Origin of the sequence: Bacillus solitudinis (genome assembly GCF_002797395.1) — a bacterium.
GTDB classification, from domain to species: Bacteria; Bacillota; Bacilli; order Bacillales; family Bacillaceae_D; genus Halalkalibacter_A; species Halalkalibacter_A solitudinis.
The window spans coordinates 2,820,449-2,840,098 of the sequence record NZ_KZ454943.1 but is presented as its reverse complement, the minus strand read 5'-3'; the positions used below and the strand labels follow the sequence as shown (position 1 = coordinate 2,840,098).

Genomic DNA, 19,650 nt, shown 5'->3' with positions numbered 1-19,650 from the left:
AAAACAGAGGGGAAAATTCCCTCTGTCTAACATTCATTATTAACGCGAACGCTCAAAAGGACGTTGAGCCGCACGGCCTAAATCACCGAGCATTTGCTCGAATGTTGAACCAATTTCATCAAATGCAGCACCTGTTCTTAATTCGTTATCCATCGTACGAATACGGCCCACTGCATCATTATCTGTTACAACATGTACCTCTTTGTCTTTAACAAGACTTTTTACTTTTCGTTCAACTTTTTGTTTTACTTGTTCTACATCATTATCAGCTTGAATCCCAATTACAATCTCGTCATCATGCACAATGGCTCGAGCATCTTCTACGCCATTCATGTTTTGAACACGACTAACAATACGCTGTGCAGTACGACTATCGTAATCTTTATGGTAATTTAATGCACCTTGGTTAGTCTGTTGACCCGTGGTACCTTGGTTAGTCTGACCAGTTGTACCCGTATGACCAGTACGGACATTCGGACCAGCACCTTGATTTACCATGCTTTGCCCTTGGTGACGTGGACCTTGTCGTTGTAAGTTCATTTCACCATGTCCACGTCTCTGATTAAGCATGCCAGCACGATCCCGCGCAGTTCCTCTTAATAATCCATCCTCATCGACCATGCCCGGACGATTATTACCTGTTATACCGGAATGTCCGGTACCAGCTCTTTGCTGACTACCTTGTATACCCGTTGTGCCTGTACCTCGCTGATTTTGTCCAAACAACCCTGTTCCTTGATTTCCTCGTTGATTTCCCTGTACACCAAACAACCCTGTTCCTTGATTTCCTTGTTGGTTTCCTTGTCCACCAAACAACCCTGTTCCTTGATTTCCTTGTTGGTTTCCTTGTCCACCAAATAATCCTGTTCCTTGATTTCCTTGTTGGTTTCCTTGTCCACCAAATAATCCTGTTCCCGTTCGATTTGCATCAGTAATTTGCTGTTGAGTCCCTCGAGGTCTACCTTGTTCACCTGTAACGGTATCATTTGTTACGCCAGTACGGTCTAACCCAGTGTTTCCTTGATAATTACCTTGGGGTAAATAACCTGATTGGCGTCCTTCCCCTAATCCACGTGTTTGATAATTATTTAACTGAGTACGGCTTGTTCCAAATTGACCACCGCGACCTCTAGTATCAGGAGTCATCATTTCAGTAAGTGGACCTTGACCGCGATGCCCTGTGTTCGTTCCCTGCATTTGTTGTGCATTAGCACCATTGTTGTTTCCACCCATACCTGTTTGGTTGTCTGTTCCACATCCAGTTAAACCACCCATAATCATAGTTGCTGCGGCTACCGACATTGCGATTTTTTTCATTAGAAAGCCCCCTTTCAATCATTATGTTGTCTAGAGGAGACCTTCTTTACACTGTTACTTACTGGACATGATGGAAACGAAAGCGCGTCAAAGGTTTAATATTTGAATGATTATTTTAAAAAGACTTATGCTTTAGATTAATCTAAAAAGCCTCACTTCACCCCAAGTTTGAGGTGAGGTGAGGCTTTTTTTAGTCATCATAATCTGTTTCAGGATACGATTGAAGAGGGCCTTGATGAGGCGCTTCTTGATACGTTGTTAAGTGACCATTTTGCCCGTACATAATAGGTTGACTCGGTCCACACTCTTGACAATTGTTTAAACTTGTTGGCTGAGCATTAGGGTATCCCATTCCGTAGCCTCCCATTGCTGGGCCTTGGGTTCCTGCTCCGTAGCTTCCCATTGCTGGACCTGGGTTCCCTGCTCCGTAGCCTCCCATTGATGAGCCTGGGTCTCCTGCTTCGTAGCCTCCCATTGCTGGGCCTTGGGTTCCTGCTCCGTAGCTTCCCATTGCCGGAACTTGGTTTCCTGCTCCGTAGCCTCCCATTGGTGATCCTGGGCTTCCTGCTTCGTAGCCTCCCATTGCCGGAACTTGGTTTCCTGCTCCGTAGCTTCCCATTGCCGGAACTTGGTTTCCTGCTTCGTAGCCTCCCATTGCCGGAACTTGGTTTCCTGCTCCGTAGCTTCCCATTGCCGGAACTTGATTTCCTGCTCCGTAGCCTTTCATTGGTGAGCCTGGGCTTCCTGCTCCGTAGCCTCCCATTGCCGGAACTTGGTTTCCTGCTCCGTAGCCTCCCATTGCCGGAACTTGGTTTCCTGCTCCGTAGCCTCCCATTGGTGATCCTGGGCTTCCTGCTCCGTAGCCTCCCATTGCCGGAACTTGGTTTCCTACTCCGTAGCCTCCCATTGGTGATCCTGGGCTTCCTGCTCCGTAGCCTCCCATTGGTGATCCTGGGCTTCCTGCTCCGTAGCCTCCCATTGCCGGAACTTGGTTTCCTACTCCGTAGCCTCCCATTGGTGATCCTGGGCTTCCTGCTCCGTAGCCTCCCATTGGTGATCCTGGAATTTGGTTGAAATAAGGAGATCCAAATGGAGAGCAACCAGCCATGACGGGACTAACTGGTTGGATGCAATCATAAAACGGTTGTTGTGGTGGCACACAAGGCTGTTCATAATATGGGACATTTAAAGGTACTTGTTGTTGCGGTAGTTGTTTCGGTACTTGTGGTGCTTGAGAAGCTACTTGCGGCTTTGGTTGCATTTGCTTTACTGGAGCTTTGGGAACTTCTTTTTTAATATATTCCTTTTTAGTAGGCTCCTTGGCTTGAATTGGTGGCTTCGGGACTGATGGTATAGGTTTTTGTTGCTTTTCCTGTTGAGGTTTATAAAAGTAGACATTGGTATTCGATTCATACATATTCTTATTTATTTCGTATGGTGGTGGCTGTACTGGTTGTTGTGGCTGTGGCATTTTAGGTATATCCATTTTTGGCACTTGCGGTTGAATTGGTGCTTCTTTCTTGGAAACCTTTGGTTGTTCCTTGACACTTGGAGCAATTTGTTGTTCTTTTTTTACCGGTACACTGTTAGTTGGAATTTTAATTTTCATGCCGGGCATAACCATGTCTGGATTAGATAGTTGAGTGTTAGCAGCTTTTAATTGTTCAAAATCCACACCATATTTTTGTGCTAACTTCCATAATGTATCCCCTTTTTGAACGATATGAATTTTCACGTTTTAAATCCCCCTCCTCTTCCATTCTTAAACATTCTATGATGAATTAGGCGAATTGACACACTCATGATATATAAAGAAATATGAACTATAAAAAAATCCTAATTCTCACAGGTTCTCCGTATACTGTATGATTTAAAAATGGGTTTATGACTATTATGACCACGGAGCAATTAAGCTTACTTTTCAATTTCCTGGAGAAGATTTAAAAATTATCTTTTTAGACATCCTTAAATATTAAAGAGGCTACCAAAAGAAGGTAAAAATACCTTTTTTGGTAGCCTTCTATTTAGGGGCGATTCAGCATGCGTTCAAGTGCTAATCTTGCTTCTTTTGTCGTCTTTTCGTCTACACGAATCGGATGATGAAGGGTTCCTTCTTCCAACAATTCCAATGACCAAACTAAGTGATCCAAATCAATCCGGTTCATTGTTAAACAGGGACACATATTTGGATTTAATGATTTAATCGTTTGCTCCGGATATTGGGTGGCTAATCTTTTTACTAAATTCATCTCGGTTCCAACAGCCCACACTGTCCCTGGCACTGATTTTTTTATCGTTTCAATAATATAATGAGTTGAACCATTTAAATCAGCACGTTCGACAACCTCATGCGGACATTCTGGATGTACAATTACTTTTGTATCTGGTTCTTCTTCTCGTAACTGGTTAATTTGCTCAACCGTAAATTTCTCATGTACAGAACAATGACCTTTCCAAAGAATAACCTTAATATCTTCAATAGGTTTATCAGTTTCTAACTTGTGAGCAATAGGGTCCCATACAGCCATTTCCTCTAATTTGACTCCTAAATCAAACGCTGTATTTCGACCTAAATGTTGATCGGGTAAAAACAATAAACGTTCCTTTTGAGTAAATGCCCATTCAACCATTTTCATTGCATTCGATGATGTTACCGTAGCGCCTCCATACCTTCCGCAAAAAGCTTTAATTGCAGCGGTACTATTTACGTATGTTAATGGTAGAATTGAATCCCCATATAGCTCTTGAAGTACAACCCAAGCACGTTCTGTCTGCTCAATGGTTGCCATATCTGCCATTGAACACCCTGCCTTTAAATCAGGAAGAATAACATGTTGATTATCCTTTGTTAACATATCCGCTGTCTCTGCCATAAAATGGACACCGCAAAATACGATGAACTCTGCATCCGTATTATCTTGAGAAAGTTGCGCAAGCTGTAATGAATCCCCTGTTGAATCCGCAAATTGAATGACTTCGTCACGTTGATAATGATGACCAGGAATATAAAGTCGTTTTCCGAATTTCTCTTTTATCTCGAGAATCCGACTCTCTTTTTCTTCCTTAGTCATGCTTGCATACTTTTCAGGAATTCGCTCTACTTGATTTAATTGGTCTAATAATTTCATGTGTTTTTCCCCTCTCGTATCAGTAGACTCAAATCAACTGATTTAACAGAATGTGTAAGGAAGCCAAGTGAAATATAGTCTACTCCACACCCTCTAAATGTGGAAAGGGTATCCACATTGATTCCTCCAGATGCTTCCGTAATAATGGTTTCTGGTACATGCTGAATTAAAGACCTGATTTCCTCTGGTGGGCAATTATCGAACATAATAACATCTGCTTTTGCATTTACGGCTTCTATTACCTCTCGTTCATTCGTTGTTTCTACTTCGAGCTTCACCATGTGACCAATTTGAGAGCGGACTTTAAACACAGCTTCCCCAATCCCTCCACATGCGGCAATATGATTTTCTTTTAGCATGACAGCATGCTCAAGACCTTTACGATGATTAAAGCCTCCACCACATCGAACCGCGTACTTTTCAAACATCCTAAGTCCCGGAGTCGTTTTACGTGTATCGCAAATTCGAATAGAATCATCATCTAAGCTATTTACTGCTTGAGCCGTTGTTGTTGCAATTCCGCTCATTCTTTGCAAGAGATTTAACACAACTCGTTCGCCCGCTAAGATGCTTTTCACTGAGCCACGAATAACTGCAATCGTATCCCCTTTTTGAAAAATTTCTCCGTCGATAACGTTAACATCAACCAGGATGTTTGGATCAAGCAACTTATAACCAGTTTCAATTAGAGAATGGCCCGCTAATACACCTGATTCCTTTGCAATAATAACCGCTTCAGCTTCTTCATTTGTAAACACCATTTCAGATGTTACATCGCCTTCTCCAATATCTTCTATAAGAAAATGTTGAAGTTTTTCTTTAACTAATAAAGGATTCATCTCTTTTCTCCTTTGCTATGATTGGGCACCCAGCACTACATTTTTACTATTTGCCTTATTATCTAAAGATGTGGTGATATACTTTTTTAACCAATTATCATCATTTGCTACCGGATAATCCGATCGAAAATGCCCACCACGACTTTCTGTTCTAGTAAATGCCGCATCTGTCATAATAGAAGCAACAAGAAGCATATTAGCCATTTCAACGTGCTCTTTATCTTGGAATACGGATTTTTTCACAAATGACAAATATGGTTGAAGCCACTGCTTCATTTTCATTAAAGAACTGGCGTCACGCTCAATTCCAACCCACTCTGTCATTCTTTCCTGCAAAGATTCTTTTGAAGGAAGTTGTATGTGACCCACAACCTTTGATGTTTCAATTACTTCAAAAACTGGAGAGCTTTCTTGTGTAAGGAGATCCTTTGAAACAGCTTCTGCAAAAACTAGACCTTCAAGCAAAGAGTTACTAGCTAATCGGTTAGCTCCATGGACACCTGTACAAGCAACCTCCCCAATAGCATAAAGCTGTTCAACACTAGAACGACCACATTGATCTGTCCAAACCCCACCACTCATAAAATGAGCACCCGGGGCCACAGGTAACATTCGTTCATCTAAATCTATGCTCGCTTTTTCACAAATACGTGAAATCCCCGGGAATCGTGTTGGAAAATCTCGAATCATTCGACAATCTAAATAGACTTCTCTGCCTTCTAAATAAGCGTGATGGATCGCACGACTAACAATATCTCGCGAGGCAAGGTCCTTTTGTGGGTGATCCTCCATAATTTTCTTTCCGTAATTGTCTACTAGTACTGCACCCTCTCCACGTACTGCTTCACTAATTAACCCCATTGCTTTATTTTTTGTAAACAGAATGGTTGGATGAAACTGAACAAATTCCATATCTGCTAACATCGCCCCCGCGCGATATGCAAGTGCAAATCCGTCACCAGTTGCTTCTCGTACATTTGATGTTCGTTTAAAAAGTTGACCTGCACCACCTGTAGCTAGGATTGTAGCATTTGCTAAGAATTTTCCTTTATTTGTTCTTACACCAATCACTTTATTATTTTGCTTCAATAATTCTAAAGCCATTGTTTCTTCAACAAAGGTTACTCGACCTTGTAATTTATTTATTAAAGTGTCTGTAAATGCTCTTCCTGTTTGATCTCCATGTGCATGAACAATACGTCTTCTACTATGCGCACCTTCCATACCTAGTGAAAACTCGCCCTCACTAGTCGTATCAAATGGTACACCTAACTCCTTCATGGCTTTTATTAAGTCTGGAGCACGCTGTACAAGCATTGCCACATGATCTTGTACATGGTGATCTTGGCCAGCAAGTAATGTATCTTTAAAATGATATTTCCAATGATCATCGGGACCTATGGCAGCAGCAATACCTCCTTGAGCCCAACTTGAATTACTAACTTCCACTTTAGATTTTGTGATTAAAATCACATTCTTTTTGTCAGCTAAAAGATGAGCCGCCATTAACCCAGCAATCCCACTCCCAATAATAAGAACATCCGCACCCTTTGATGCCATGATTATTCCCCCAAACACTTTACAGTTGTCTTGACACCTATATTTACATAAAATAATACATGTGACAAGTGCTTTTTTATGTTATTATTCAAAACAGACTATTTTCACGTATACTCAATATTCTAGAAAGTCGGTCGATATCATGATTTATCTTGATTATAGTGCAACCACTCCGATGTCAGATGAGGCTCTCCAAGCCTATCAAAAAGCTGCCAATAATTTCTTTGGTAACAGTAATAGTCTCCACCAATTTGGACAAGAGGCTGAACAAGTTCTTTATTTAAGTCGAAAATCATTGTCTGCAAGCTTAGATATGCAGCCAAGTGAATGTTATTTTACCGGTTCAGGATCAGAAGCTAATTTCCTAGCTTTAATAAGCCTTGCGCTAGCATATCAGCACAAAGGTAAACACATTTTAACAACACGGTGCGAGCATCATTCTGTTCTTCAGGCCATTTATTATTTACAAACACAAGGTTTTTCTGTCACATACGTTCCCGTTGATAAATTTGGTCTTATTACAAAGAAGGCACTGCTTGAATCAATTCAAGAAGAGACCATTCTTGCCACTTTTGCTCATGCAAACAGTGAACTCGGAACTGTGCAAAATTTAGCTATGCTTGGTAAAATACTAGCTATGAAAAAGATTCTTTTTCATAGCGATTGCGTGCAAACATACGGGAAGCTTAAGATTCCGGTAGAATATTTATCAAGCTTAAGCATCTCAGCACATAAAATTTATGGCCCTAAGGGAATTGGGGCTGCCTTTATTCGGTCCACTTTACATTGGCAATCTTTTTTAAAGGGGACCACCCATGAATATGGATTTCGACCAGGTACAGTCGATGTCCCAAGTGTCGTGTCCTTCGCAACAGCTGCAGAAACATATCTGCAGGAGTCAGAAGCAGATATGAAACGCTTATTGAATTTACGAATTCGTACTATAGAAGCCTTATCGATGAATCCCTCTGTTGTTTTTGAAGGTCATCCTACTCAACGCCTCCCTTTTCACATTGGAATGAGGCTGAAGGGAATTGAGGGCCAACTTGTTATGCTTGAATGTAATCGGAAAGGAATTGCAATTTCTACTGGTTCAGCATGTCGAGCAGGACAAACCGCACCACCTCAATCCCTACTCGCAATAGGACGGACGACCGAGGAAGCACATGAATTCATTCGTATTACATTTGGTAAGATGACGAAAGATGAAGATGTGGAAGCCCTCACCAAATGCATATCTGAAATTACTACCAATTACGGAAATGGGTGAAATTGTGACTGAAGGTAAAAAAATATTAGGTGATGAACGCAGAAGAATGATTATAGAATGGTTAAATCAAAGCTCAAACCCCTTAACTGGTAGTGAGCTCGCAAAAAGAGCAAATGTAAGTAGACAAGTGATTGTCCAAGACATTTCAATTTTAAAAGCCAAAAATGAACCGATTTTGGCTACCGCCCAAGGATATATGTATTTTCAAAGCGCTCCCCCAAAAAGGGTACAAAGAATCATAGCCTGCAAACATGATAGCTCCAAAGCCCGTGAAGAACTAATTACCATCGTTGATCATGGAGTAACAGTAGTTAACGTAATGGTTGAGCATGCAATGTATGGTGATTTGACCGCTTCGTTAATGATTTCGACTCGAAAGGAAGTTGAGCAATTTTGTAACAATCTTTTAGAAACAAAAGCATCATTATTATCCGAATTAACAGAAGGCGTTCATTTGCATAAACTTGAGGCGAATACGCCCCACCAGCTTGACGCGGTCGAACTAGAACTAACAAAAAAAGGTATTATTTTAAGTTAAGATTGATTATAAAAAGCCAGTCTCCTATGCGGTAGGAGAGCTGGCTTTTGTGCGTAAATCCGTCAGTGAATAACAAGTATAACTTCCAAGTACATCAACACCACAGCCTAATGCCTTCAACTCCGAAATGACCCCCGGAATTAAAACATCATCCATCAACTGTTCCACATCAATGACAAAAAAGTAATTACCTAAACCTGTCTTTGTTGGCCTTGATTCAATTTTCGATAAATTTAACTTTCTCCAAGAAAATGCAGACAATACTTGATGAAGCGCTCCTGAATAATCTGAAGGCAAAGTGACCATTAATGAAGTTTTGTCTCCAATGACATGCGGGCCCTTAACTTTATAGGTGTCGCCATCACGGCTCAATACGAGAAATCGTGTCCGATTATTATCATAATCATGTACATTTTCATGCACAATTGTTAAACCGTACTCCTTTGCCGCAAGTTCGTTGGCAATAGCTGCTACCGGCTCTTCTGGATGTTCTGCCACCCACTGTGCTGCAGTACCTGTTGAATTCATATAATCAAGTTTAATCGACGGATAGGTTCTTTGTAGAAAGTCATGACACTGAGCAATCGCATGAGGATGAGAAATAACCTTTTCCGCATGAAAACCCTGTTCTATTTGCTTTGGATGAGCTAGAAAATGTTGCTCAATAGGTATGGTGACTCCACCAATAATTGGAAGCCTCTGTTTATGAATTAAATAATCTAATGTTAAATTTACCGATCCTTCAATTGCGTTTTCAATTGGAACAACAGCGATATCAACATCACCTGATGCAACACGATCCATACAAAATGGGATTGTCTGATATGGAATATGCTTCTCGTTAGGAAATAGTGCTCTTGCTGCCATTTCGGTAAACGTTCCTTTTGGTCCCAAGTAACCGACCTTAATCATTTTATCTCTTCCTTCCTTTAAAAACCCGATCCTACTAGCTCTACTTTTTCGACTGCTTCTACCTGTTCAATGCTAACTATTAAATCATCCAGTTCAATTAACATTGGTGCTGTATCAATCGATAATGTAATATGAGCTCTTCCTTGCAATGGAATTGTTTGATTAATCGTTAACACATTAGCACCTGTCTCAGCAACTTTTGTTAAAAGCTGAGATAATGTTCCTGAACGATCAACCAAATTTATTGATAAAGTAATAATTTTTTCTTTAACCATCGTATGAAAGGGAAAAATCCCGTCTTTGTATTTATAAAAAGCACTTCTACTAAGACCAACAAGGTGTGCGGCTTCATAAATCTTCTTTACTTTTCCAGAGCTTAATAATGCCTTTGCTTCTAGTGTTTTTTGCATTGCGTCCGTCAGCATATCTTCTCGTACCAAATAAAATTGTTTTCGTGACAAATTTATCACCACTTTCATTTAAGCAACGCACATAATCTTGCGAATTATATAACATACCGTCAACTTATTATAAATATCACATCCTCTTTTGACAACCTTAAATAATGTTTTTGTACGCACACACAAAAAAACTGTCCTTAGGAGAAGGACAGTTTATTCAACAAATTCAAATTCAAATTTCAGAAGGCGGACTAAATCGCCATCTTTTGCTCCACGTTCTCGCAACGCATCATCGACACCCATACCACGGAGTTGACGAGCAAAACGACGAACCGATTCATCATGAGTAAAATCTGTCATTTTAAATAGTTTTTCTACATCTGCACCAGAAATCACATAAGCCCCATCATCATCTCGTGTAACAATAAAAGGTACCTCTTCTTTTTCATGGCGATAAACCACTCGAGTTGATTGGTCTGTTTCCTCATGTAATGGAAATTCTGGTGTTTGCTCAATTTTATCAGCAATCATTAGCAACAGTTCTCTTAGTCCTTTTCTGGTAATCGCTGAAATCGGAAAGATAAGACTATCTTCAGCAATTTTATCTTTAAATGCAGCTAAGTTATCTTCTGCGCCAGGCATGTCCATTTTATTTGCTACAATGAGCTGCGGACGCTCCATCAACCTTAAATTATACTGTCTTAATTCTTCATTAATTTTTAAATAATCCTCATAGGGATCGCGACCCTCGAGTGCAGACATATCAATAACATGAACAATGACCCTTGTCCGTTCAATATGGCGAAGGAACTGATGACCAAGCCCAATACCTTGATGCGCGCCTTCAATAAGTCCTGGTAAGTCAGCCATGACAAAGCTTCGGTTGTCCTCAGCTTCCACCACTCCTAAATTCGGAGTAATTGTTGTAAAGTGGTAATCAGCTATCTTAGGCTTAGCAGCTGATACGACCGACAATAACGTTGATTTACCTACACTTGGAAAGCCAACTAATCCAACATCGGCTAAGACCTTTAATTCCAATGTCACATCTCGTTCAATACCTGGTTCGCCATTTTCAGCAATTTCTGGAGCAGGGTTTACTGGCGTAGCAAACCTTGTATTCCCTCTACCACCACGACCACCTTTTGCAATGACCGCCTTTTGCCCATGCTCTGTCAGGTCGGCAATTACTTCACCAGTTTTCTCATCAATTACCGTTGTTCCTGGTGGTACCTTTACGATCATATCATCTGCATTTTTTCCATGCTGATTTTTTGTGCGACCGTGTTCTCCGCGTGGTGCTTTGAAATGTCGGTTATAACGAAAGTCCATTAACGTGCGTAAACCTTCCTCAACCTCGAATACTACACTAGAGCCACGCCCACCATCACCACCGGCAGGGCCTCCGTCTGGAACATACTTCTCTCTGCGATAAGCGACCATTCCATTTCCTCCGTCGCCACCTTTAACATAAACCTTTACCTTATCAACAAACATGATTTTCACCTCAATTTAGTGTGAAACTAGTACATAGAACACATTCATGTTCGTCCCATTCTACAAGATTCACTTCTGTCTCCAAATTTTGCAAAATTGGAGACCAATCACTTTCCTTCATTTCTAGTTTTCCATGATAATCAAATGTTATTTCACATGTTTCTTCTTTGAACAAAAAAATTAGCAGCAAAGAATTCTCCGTATCCTTTGCACTAAACTTTGATAAGCTTTCTATAATCGCTTTACAAAGCAGCTTTAATTGTTGCTCTTTTGCGGAGAAAGAACGGACTTCTCCTCCCACCACATCAATATCCAATTTTAAAGAATGACAGTACCAATTAAACGTGAGCAAATATAAGGCTAATTCAGGTACTCCCATACTTGACATTTTACTCTCATTTACTGATTTCTGGGTGACGGTCTCGATGATGTTCTCAATTCGATCATACCGTTTAAGCGCCAAATTACCTTTTATTAATTGCATTACATTTAGCCAATCATGACGAGTATGACGAAGTGCTTGTAAGACATCTTTTTTGTTAGTCATCATGAATCTCCTCGTCTAAAATCAAAATTCCAATTTAGATTACATGGGCTTATCTTACCATAACTTGGACAAATCAGGATACTATTATTCGAGTATCACCAAAAGACATTAATATGTCATTATAACCATCTTCTTATTAAAAATCAAAAAAAGCCGAGAAATTCTCCCGGCTCCCTGCATTTCACTTAAAATTTGTTGAACGCTTCTTCGACTTTCATGAACAATTAGCTAAGTCAAATTCGTTCCACCAGGCACCTGGCAAGTTACTTGATAACAGCATCATGTATGTATAATTTACAACATATCACTCTTTCTCAGCTAACTTTTTCTTAACTACATTTCCTAAAATATCGAGAAATTCAGGTTTGGCATTGGGCATTTCAGGTCGATAGTAATCAATTCCTAACTCGTCCGTCACCGCTTTACACTCAACATCATTATCATACAAAACCTCGAGATGGTCTGCGACAAAACCAACTGGACAATAAACCATTGCTGTATATCCAGCTTCCTTAAAAAGGTCTCTCGTTAAATCTTGAACATCTGGCCCAATCCAAGGATCTGGTGTATTCCCTTCACTTTGCCAGCCAATTGTATAGTTTGTAATACCTGCCTCTTTTGCAATTAAATCTGCCGTTTCTTGAAGCTGTTCGGGATAAGGATCTCCAGCTGCAATAATACGCTCTGGCAAGCTATGTGCTGAAAATATCACACACGCTTTCTCTTTATCCTCGATCTTCTCTATTGTTTGTTTAACTTGTTTCGCCCAATATTGAATAAATGAAGGCTCATCATACCAACTATCGATGCTGTGTATAGTTGGCCCATCAATTTTCTCAGACTCTTCATGTGCTCGTCCGTTATAAGACTTAACACTAAATGTAGAATAATGTGGGGCAAGGACGATGCTAATCGCATCTTCAATACCGTCATTTTTCATTTGCAAAACGGCCTCTTCGACAAACGGGTCAATATGTTTTAATCCTAGATAGGATTTAAATTCATATTCCTCAAATTGTTCATTTAAATGTTTTTCAAGACCGAATGCTTGCTCTTCCGTAATTCTCGCTAAAGGGCTTATTCCTCCAATCGCTTCATAACGCTCCGTTAGCTCCGCTAATGCTTCAAAAGAAGGTTTTCTTCCTCTCCGTATATGAGTATAGTAAGGCTCTATTTCTTCTTTACTTCTTGGAGTACCGTAAGCCATTACTAATAAGCCGTAACGTTTTTTAGTCATTCATACACATCCTCTAAAGGTATTATTTTTTACTTGAATATTCATGAACAAATGCGGTTAAACGTTTTAATGTATCGGGATTCACTTCAGGGAAAACACCGTGTCCTAAGTTAAAAATAAAATTAGGTGTTTTCATTCCTTGATCCAAAATAGCTTTAGCTCGTTCTTCAATAACATGCCAAGGTGAGAGCAAAATAGCAGGATCTAAATTTCCTTGCACTGTTTTACGGATACCTAAATCACGGGCCTCATTTACGGATAAACGCCAATCTAATCCGACAACATCGAGTGGTAAGTCATTCCACTCCTTTGCTAAGTGACTTGCACCTACACCAAACATAATTAATGGTACATTTTCTTGTTTTAATGCAATAAAAATCTTATTCATAACCGGTTTTACGTAAGTGCGATAGTCTGCAACATTCAATGCACCGACCCAGGAATCAAATATTTGTATTGCTTGAGCTCCTGCACGTATTTGTGATTTTACATATGTAATTGTCATCTCGCCAAGCTTCTCCATTAGTAAATGCCATGCTGCTGGCTCAGCGTACATAAACGCTTTCGTTTGGTTATAATTCTTCGAAGGCCCACCTTCAATCATATAGCTTGCTAAGGTAAACGGTGCACCACCAAAACTTATGAGGGGAACAGTTAATTGTTCACGGAGTAACTTAATCGTATCCAAAACATAAGGCACATCTTCTTCAGGCGATATTGTTCCAAGCTTTTCGACATCCACTAAGGACCGAATAGGATTATCAATAACAGGCCCAATACCTGATTTAATCTCTACATCTACTCCGATAGCTGGAAGTGGAGTCATAATATCCTTATATAAAATCGCTGCATCGTTGTTATACTGATCAACAGGGAGCTTTGTTACATAGGCACATAGCTCAGGTTGATGAGTAATTTCAAACAACGAATATTTTTCTTTTATCTTTCTATATTCAGGCTGTGACCGACCCGCCTGACGCATATACCAAACAGGAACATGAGAATGCTCCTCTCCTCTACATGCTTTTAAAAATTGATCATTAAATAACATAACGCCACACCTTTCTATACGACTCTTTTCCTATTTTAATCCAAGCTGAACAAAAAATCATTTTTTCATATTATTTTATGTCTCTCTATCTTACCTTAACTATAAAGACCAACCAAATAACTGTATAGCTTTCAGCTTAAACTGTCATAAATTCTATGAAATTTTTGGTCAAATTCGTTTCAAACTTTGTGAAGATTATCACACAAACCGATAGAATTTTAAATTTCCCAATGTTAGCATAGGTAACATCTAATGATATCCCTACGTACAACAAGATAACACTTCCTCTGCGCCCATATGGTAGAAAAATGGAGGCAACCCAAAGGGGCTACCTCTCTGACGGATACTTTGATATTGAGACAAACGAACTTATACAGACGTTCTCTTTTCCATTTAAAAAAACTTATTTATTGATTTAACCATAAACGAACAACAAACTAATATAATAGGTTCCATCATTAGTTAAAGCTTAATTAATGAAAACCGAATTCAAAAGTAATCCCTGTCCGATTAGAGGGTTCACCTAACCTTTTTGTAGTAGAGTCATACGGGACGATTTCATACTCTTTAGAGGAAAATGGATTATACCGTGTGACAAGATATTCCTCACTCCCAACAACCGTAGCAAGTTTTGTACGCTCTCCCTTTGATATCTCATATATTTGATAATGAACTCTCTCATCAGGAACGCCAGTCCAATTCAATTTCACACTCATAAAACCACTCCCTCCCATCGCCAAGGTTGCCGATAAATCATTAATCTGCGTTAAACGAACAGGCGGTGCAAGGTCATCAACACCCTCTGGCTTCTCAAATGCCAGCCTTTTTAAATGATGTGGACCCTTATTTATCAGCTCTTTAAAGAGAGCGGTCGGATAAGAGCTTCCTCCTTGTAGGTACGTTTCAGACGTCGTCGTATCATACCCCATCCAAATTGCTCCGACGACAGAAGGAGTATAACCAACAAACCAAGCATCTTTTGCTCCGCCATCTACCCCGGTAAATGACGTGGTTCCTGTTTTACCTGCCAATGGGAGACTTGTTTGTCCATTTTTTCCGGTTCCGACCTTTACAACAGATTCCAACATTCTTGTCATATACCAAGCAGTTTGCGGAGAAATTACTTCTTTTTCTATTTGTTCAGCCCCACCTATCCAGTCTCCGTTCTGGTCATAAATGTCTTTGATAAAATAGGGCTCGATGATTTGACCTTGATGGGCGAGCACTCGGTACGCTTTTGTCATTTGCAGAGGGGTGACTCCTTGTTCAAGACCGCCAAGAGCAAGAGCAAGTCCTCTATCAGGAATAGATAAATCAAATCGCTCCAACATTTCAAGCGATGTTTCAATTCCTATTTCATTTAATAACCAAACAGCAGGTGCATTGATAGAATGAGTAATCGAATCATACATCGTTACCTCACCCGAGTACTGATGGTTATAATTCCTTGGACTATACCCATTATAATCTACTAATTCATCACGTAATAAGGAGTAAGGATGATAATCGCCTTGTTCTAGGGCTGGAGCGAATACCGCTAGTGGCTTGAATGATGAACCAGGTTGCCGCTGTACCTCTACTCGGTTTAAGCCACGTCTCACATAGTCTCTTCCACCCTGGACCGCAAGCATACCCCCTGACTTTACATCCATCAAAGAAACCGTTGCTTCGGCATCTTGGTTTTGTTTCGGATAATACTGTCCGTCCTTTATTAAAGAATAGGCTGTTTCTTGTAATTGCCTATTCATAGGGACGACAATCGTATATCCTCCCCTTAACACCTCATCACTTGATAAAGAATAACGTTCCTCAGCCTCTTTTAAAACCATATCAATGTATGTTAAATATGCCTCATTTTCAGAAAGACGGTTCACATTAAGATTCACAGTCTTCCCTTTGTATCTTACCGACTCACTAGCGTGTAAAAATCCATTCCTCTCCATCACAGTGAGCACAAGATCACGTCTTTGTTTACTTCTTTCAGGATTTGAAATGGGTGAGTAACTATTAGGTGCCTTTGCCAAACCTGCAAGTAAGGCACCCTGGTCGATGGTTAGTTCGCTAACATCCACGTTGAAATATAATTTCGAAGCAGCTTGAATTCCATATGCACCATGGCCAAAATAAATTCGGTTTAAATAAAGCTCAAGAAGCTCGCGTTTGCTGTAGCGTCGCTCTAAATTCATTGCAATCAATACTTCTTTTGTTTTCCGGAACCAAGACTTTTCGTTAGTCAAAAATACATTTTTTGCGAGCTGTTGCGTAATCGTACTTCCACCTTCAACTTTCGCCCCTGCTATAATATCCCGATATAATGCTCTGGTAATCGCCCGTGGATCTACTCCGTGATGATTATAGAACCGGTTGTCCTCAATCGCAATAAAAGCATCTTGTACATGCCGAGGAACATCCTGAATAGAAACAGTCTCGCGGTTTTCACTATATAGCTTTGTGACAAGCTCTCCTTCTTCATCTAGCAAGGTAGTCGCCACATCCGATATCAGTTTCTCATTATCTATCACATAATTACCAGCAAGGATGATAGCCACATAAATTAACGTGCTAAACAAAATAACACTTAAACATGCACCAGAAATAATCAGTATTTTAACTTTTGTTTTCAAGAATTTGCCCCCTTTTAGGTGACTCTTGTCATTATACCCTGACAAACTACGAAAAAAACAATGTTTAGCTGAGCCCTCACTTTTCTCTACGTACTATTCAAAATAATGGTTTCAGACGTTATCTATAAAAAAAGCTGCCTACATAATGAATAAGCAAGCAGCTACTAATTAGATACTATTTAGCCAAACCATGTCGATGAGCATAAATGGCAATTTGTGTTCTATCCTCTAAATCAAGTTTGTTTAAAATGTTACTAACATGTGTTTTAACCGTCTTTATACCTATAAAAAGAACCTCAGCAATTTCCAAGTTGCTCCTTCCATCACCAATAAGCTGAAGAACATCCAGTTCGCGTGGCGTTAATTCTTCATGAAGCGCCTTTTCTTTAGATGTCCTCATTCGCTGCATCATCTTATTGGTAACCTTTGCTTCAACAACTGGTTCACCTACAGCTGCTGACCGTATAGCTGTTGCAATCTCGGAAGCCGGTGAGGTTTTTAATAAATAGCTAAATGCGCCAGCCTCGATAACGGGGTAGACTTTTTCATCATCAATAAAGCTAGTAAGAACAATGATTTTCACATTGGACATTTGACGTGTAATCTCAGAAGTGGCTGCAATCCCATCCATCTTCTCCATAACCAAATCCATTAAAATAATTTCTGGCTTTAACTCAAGCGCTAGCTTTACCCCTTCTTCTCCATTTGATGCCTGACCAACTACATGCATATCGGCCTGGGTAGCTAAAAAAGCACTGAGACCCATCCTTACCATTTCATGATCATCAACGAGCAACACTTTAATCACGCGAATCCTCCCCATGCCAGGCAATCGGAACTTTTGCCTCTATTTGCGTACCTTTACTTGGTACAGACACCACTTGCAACACACCCCCAATTTCGTTCATTCTCTCACGCATCGTTTGCATCCCATACGAACCCTGTTTTACTTTCTCCGCATGAAAACCGACCCCATTATCAATAATTTTAACTTTTAACTCATAGCTCGTTTGCTTTAATTGAAATTCAACATGGGTTGCTTTCGCATGCCTTAGAATATTCGAAATGGCTTCTTGAATTAAACGAAAGATTTGGTCCTCAATTCCTTTTGGTATAGACGTATCTGTATCCATTTCACAAATAATCTCCATATCTTGCTTTTGTTCAAGATCCTCAAACAGGCCTCTAATCCCTTCTCTTAGACTTTTTCCCTCTAAATGAGCAGGACGTAAATGTAGGAGGAGTGCTCTCATTTCAGCTTGAGCTGTATTAGCCATTTGTTCAACGAGTTCCATTTGTTGCCTTGTCGTTTCTCCTGCATTCTGAAAGCCTTGTTTAATGGCAGCGGTCATCATTGAAATGGCAAATAGCTGCTGACTTACTGCGTCATGCAACTCTCGTGCTAAACGCTGTCTCTCTTCAGTCACAGCCGCTTTTTTTACCGTTTCCTGCATTTGGGCACGTTCCGATGATAGCCTTTGTAAAGAAGCCACTTGTTCCTCGATATGAACAGCCATTTGATTCAGCCTTTCAGCTAACTCTGCTAATTCATCTTCTCCCTCTAAGTCCATGCGGTGCGAAAAAGTCCCACGCCCATAACGGGCAGCCCCGTGCAGCAGAAGGTCAATTCGTTTTTTTATTGGGTCGGCTTGAATGTAACCACTTGAAAACCCTGTAATAATAATCATTAAAACAACCCACATCAAGACAGGTATACCTACTAGTTGCCTGTCGAAAACTAGTAACAGTCCTCTTGGATCTTCGTACGTAATCATAAATAATAATAGCAGCGAAGTTATAAAAGTGACTAGAACGCTTTGGCGAATAAATTGCCATTGTAACCGGGCCATTCTTTTTCTCATACAGCCCTCACCTTCACTTCCCCGATGACAGTCGAAAGAATAAACTTTACCCGTCTAGGAGCTTGCTTATAGGATTGGGTTGAGACATACAGTTGCTGATTTACTCCTCCATGCTTCTCATGAAAAAGAGAGACATCACCAATAATCGCACTTGCTTGTACGGTTATCGCTAAATCATCAGGAACATACACATCGATTTGACCAATTAACCCTTGAATAATAACAACAGATTCACCTTCTGGAATAATCGCCTTTGAAAGGTCAAGCCTCACATCCCCAAACCCATTCCAAATTGTCATATCACGAAGTTCAAACTGCTCTTTCGTATAATGAATATCCCCGATGAGACTTTTTCTAATAGTAGGAGTTGAATAGAATCTTTGATCAAATCGGTTAGTAGCTTGCTCTTTCTTAGAACTAACTGTCTCATTTTGAGCCATTACTTCCGACTTTTTGTCTTCCTCTATTACATTGTTAGCTGCCACATGTGCCTTATAATCCTTCGTCTGTTCTTCTTGTTTCACTATCGATTTCTCTAGCTGTTTAGACTTTCTCTCTTCTTTATCTTCCTTTTTCTCTCGAACCATTTTTAGTCCATAATAAAGAAAAGCCACAGCAATTAATAAAGAAATCAAATTAATACTAAACAACTGATCGAAAAAAATACTCGCACTTAATATATAAAAAATAGTTGCTACTACCTTTCTATCTCTTTTATAAAAGAAGAGACCAAGAACGAAAAAGATGATTGGGGCAAGTAATGAACCAGAATGAGAAAAAATTGAATTCCAGAAAATATTCACACCAATAATAACAATGATGATACCAAGCAATGATTTTTTGGACATCCTCCCCGTTCTCCTTTCT

The 19,650-nt window shown here is 40.0% G+C and carries 18 protein-coding genes; 3 read left to right on the top strand and 15 right to left on the bottom strand.

Going from position 1 to position 19,650, the window contains the following annotated elements; translation table 11 throughout:
- Positions 1–39 precede the first annotated feature (39 nt).
- From CEF19_RS13755 to nadB, 5 genes are all read right to left on the bottom strand, one after another.
- Positions 40–1,317 (bottom strand): YhcN/YlaJ family sporulation lipoprotein, encoded by a 1,278-nt coding sequence (locus CEF19_RS13755; protein ID WP_100406569.1) that lies wholly within the window; start codon positions 1,315–1,317, stop codon positions 40–42.
- 190 nt (positions 1,318–1,507) lie between these two features.
- On the bottom strand, positions 1,508–3,052 hold the full coding sequence (gene safA / locus CEF19_RS13750) for a SafA/ExsA family spore coat assembly protein (RefSeq protein WP_100406568.1): 1,545 nt from the start codon (positions 3,050–3,052) through the stop codon (positions 1,508–1,510).
- A 289-nt stretch (positions 3,053–3,341) separates the two neighbouring features.
- Positions 3,342–4,445 carry a quinolinate synthase NadA gene (gene nadA, locus CEF19_RS13745; RefSeq protein ID WP_100406567.1) on the bottom strand — a complete coding sequence of 368 codons (1,104 nt, stop codon included), beginning with the start codon at positions 4,443–4,445 and terminating at the stop codon, positions 3,342–3,344.
- A complete protein-coding gene (gene nadC, locus CEF19_RS13740) occupies positions 4,442–5,284 on the bottom strand; it encodes a carboxylating nicotinate-nucleotide diphosphorylase (protein WP_100406566.1) in 843 nt (280 codons plus the stop codon). The genes nadA and nadC overlap by 4 nt, the downstream gene beginning before the upstream one ends.
- A 15-nt stretch (positions 5,285–5,299) precedes the next feature.
- Entirely contained in the window at positions 5,300–6,844 is a 1,545-nt protein-coding gene (nadB, locus tag CEF19_RS13735) for an L-aspartate oxidase (RefSeq protein ID WP_100406565.1), read from the bottom strand.
- Positions 6,845–6,986: 142 nt separating this feature from the next.
- Between nadB and CEF19_RS13730 the strand changes: the two genes are divergently transcribed.
- Both CEF19_RS13730 and CEF19_RS13725 read left to right on the top strand, forming a co-directional pair.
- On the top strand, positions 6,987–8,114 hold the full coding sequence (locus tag CEF19_RS13730) for an IscS subfamily cysteine desulfurase (RefSeq protein ID WP_100406564.1): 1,128 nt from the start codon (positions 6,987–6,989) through the stop codon (positions 8,112–8,114).
- Positions 8,115–8,118: 4 nt separating this feature from the next.
- Complete coding sequence (locus CEF19_RS13725) at positions 8,119–8,652, top strand: transcription repressor NadR (protein WP_406565389.1); 534 nt, start codon at positions 8,119–8,121, stop codon at positions 8,650–8,652.
- A gap of 24 nt (positions 8,653–8,676) precedes the next feature.
- Here the strand turns inward: CEF19_RS13725 and pheA are convergent, their stop codons facing one another.
- The 6 genes from pheA to hemE all read right to left on the bottom strand — a co-directional run bounded on the left by pheA (position 8,677) and on the right by hemE (position 14,297).
- On the bottom strand, positions 8,677–9,561 hold the full coding sequence (gene pheA, locus CEF19_RS13720) for a prephenate dehydratase (protein WP_100408317.1): 885 nt from the start codon (positions 9,559–9,561) through the stop codon (positions 8,677–8,679).
- A 20-nt stretch (positions 9,562–9,581) separates the two neighbouring features.
- On the bottom strand, positions 9,582–10,025 hold the full coding sequence (locus CEF19_RS13715) for an ACT domain-containing protein (protein ID WP_100406563.1): 444 nt from the start codon (positions 10,023–10,025) through the stop codon (positions 9,582–9,584).
- Between the two features lie 153 nt (positions 10,026–10,178).
- On the bottom strand, positions 10,179–11,462 hold the full coding sequence (gene obgE / locus CEF19_RS13710; RefSeq protein WP_100406562.1) for a GTPase ObgE: 1,284 nt from the start codon (positions 11,460–11,462) through the stop codon (positions 10,179–10,181).
- A gap of 10 nt (positions 11,463–11,472) precedes the next feature.
- Entirely contained in the window at positions 11,473–12,009 is a 537-nt protein-coding gene (locus CEF19_RS13705; RefSeq protein ID WP_198510288.1) for a Spo0B C-terminal domain-containing protein, read from the bottom strand.
- A 304-nt stretch (positions 12,010–12,313) separates the two neighbouring features.
- A complete protein-coding gene (gene hemH, locus CEF19_RS13700) occupies positions 12,314–13,246 on the bottom strand; it encodes a ferrochelatase (RefSeq protein WP_100406560.1) in 933 nt (310 codons plus the stop codon).
- Between the two features lie 22 nt (positions 13,247–13,268).
- A complete protein-coding gene (gene hemE, locus CEF19_RS13695) occupies positions 13,269–14,297 on the bottom strand; it encodes a uroporphyrinogen decarboxylase (protein WP_100406559.1) in 1,029 nt (342 codons plus the stop codon).
- A gap of 308 nt (positions 14,298–14,605) precedes the next feature.
- On the opposite strand from hemE, the gene CEF19_RS13690 reads away from it, so the two are divergent.
- Positions 14,606–14,716: an EAL-associated domain-containing protein gene (locus CEF19_RS13690; protein ID WP_100406558.1), complete on the top strand. Its 111-nt coding sequence runs from the start codon at positions 14,606–14,608 to the stop codon at positions 14,714–14,716.
- Positions 14,717–14,770: 54 nt separating this feature from the next.
- Here CEF19_RS13690 and CEF19_RS13685 read toward each other — a convergent pair whose 3' ends face one another.
- The 4 genes from CEF19_RS13685 to liaF form a co-directional block, all read right to left on the bottom strand.
- Positions 14,771–16,921, bottom strand: coding sequence for a transglycosylase domain-containing protein (locus tag CEF19_RS13685; RefSeq protein ID WP_227521992.1), 2,151 nt, complete (start codon positions 16,919–16,921; stop codon positions 14,771–14,773).
- 175 nt (positions 16,922–17,096) lie between these two features.
- Positions 17,097–17,729: a response regulator transcription factor gene (locus tag CEF19_RS13680; protein WP_100406557.1), complete on the bottom strand. Its 633-nt coding sequence runs from the start codon at positions 17,727–17,729 to the stop codon at positions 17,097–17,099.
- Entirely contained in the window at positions 17,722–18,783 is a 1,062-nt protein-coding gene (locus tag CEF19_RS13675; RefSeq protein ID WP_100406556.1) for a sensor histidine kinase, read from the bottom strand. Before CEF19_RS13675 ends, CEF19_RS13680 begins: the two co-directional genes overlap by 8 nt.
- Entirely contained in the window at positions 18,780–19,631 is an 852-nt protein-coding gene (gene liaF / locus CEF19_RS13670; RefSeq protein WP_100406555.1) for a cell wall-active antibiotics response protein LiaF, read from the bottom strand. Before liaF ends, CEF19_RS13675 begins: the two co-directional genes overlap by 4 nt.
- Positions 19,632–19,650: the final 19 nt, after the last annotated feature.

What these genes read in the sequence shown, in the direction of transcription:
- nadC (WP_100406566.1), bottom strand. Translation starts at nt 5,284, where the DNA reads ATGAATCCTTTATTAGTTAAAGAAAAACTTCAACATTTTCTTATAGAA.
- CEF19_RS13730 (WP_100406564.1), top strand. Translation starts at nt 6,987, where the DNA reads ATGATTTATCTTGATTATAGTGCAACCACTCCGATGTCAGATGAGGCT.
- CEF19_RS13690 (WP_100406558.1), top strand. Translation starts at nt 14,606, where the DNA reads ATGGAGGCAACCCAAAGGGGCTACCTCTCTGACGGATACTTTGATATT.
- CEF19_RS13705 (WP_198510288.1), bottom strand. Translation starts at nt 12,009, where the DNA reads ATGACTAACAAAAAAGATGTCTTACAAGCACTTCGTCATACTCGTCAT.
- nadB (WP_100406565.1), bottom strand. Translation starts at nt 6,844, where the DNA reads ATGGCATCAAAGGGTGCGGATGTTCTTATTATTGGGAGTGGGATTGCT.
- liaF (WP_100406555.1), bottom strand. Translation starts at nt 19,631, where the DNA reads ATGTCCAAAAAATCATTGCTTGGTATCATCATTGTTATTATTGGTGTG.
- nadA (WP_100406567.1), bottom strand. Translation starts at nt 4,445, where the DNA reads ATGAAATTATTAGACCAATTAAATCAAGTAGAGCGAATTCCTGAAAAG.
- hemE (WP_100406559.1), bottom strand. Translation starts at nt 14,297, where the DNA reads ATGTTATTTAATGATCAATTTTTAAAAGCATGTAGAGGAGAGGAGCAT.
- CEF19_RS13755 (WP_100406569.1), bottom strand. Translation starts at nt 1,317, where the DNA reads ATGAAAAAAATCGCAATGTCGGTAGCCGCAGCAACTATGATTATGGGT.
- obgE (WP_100406562.1), bottom strand. Translation starts at nt 11,462, where the DNA reads ATGTTTGTTGATAAGGTAAAGGTTTATGTTAAAGGTGGCGACGGAGGA.
- hemH (WP_100406560.1), bottom strand. Translation starts at nt 13,246, where the DNA reads ATGACTAAAAAACGTTACGGCTTATTAGTAATGGCTTACGGTACTCCA.
- CEF19_RS13675 (WP_100406556.1), bottom strand. Translation starts at nt 18,783, where the DNA reads ATGAGAAAAAGAATGGCCCGGTTACAATGGCAATTTATTCGCCAAAGC.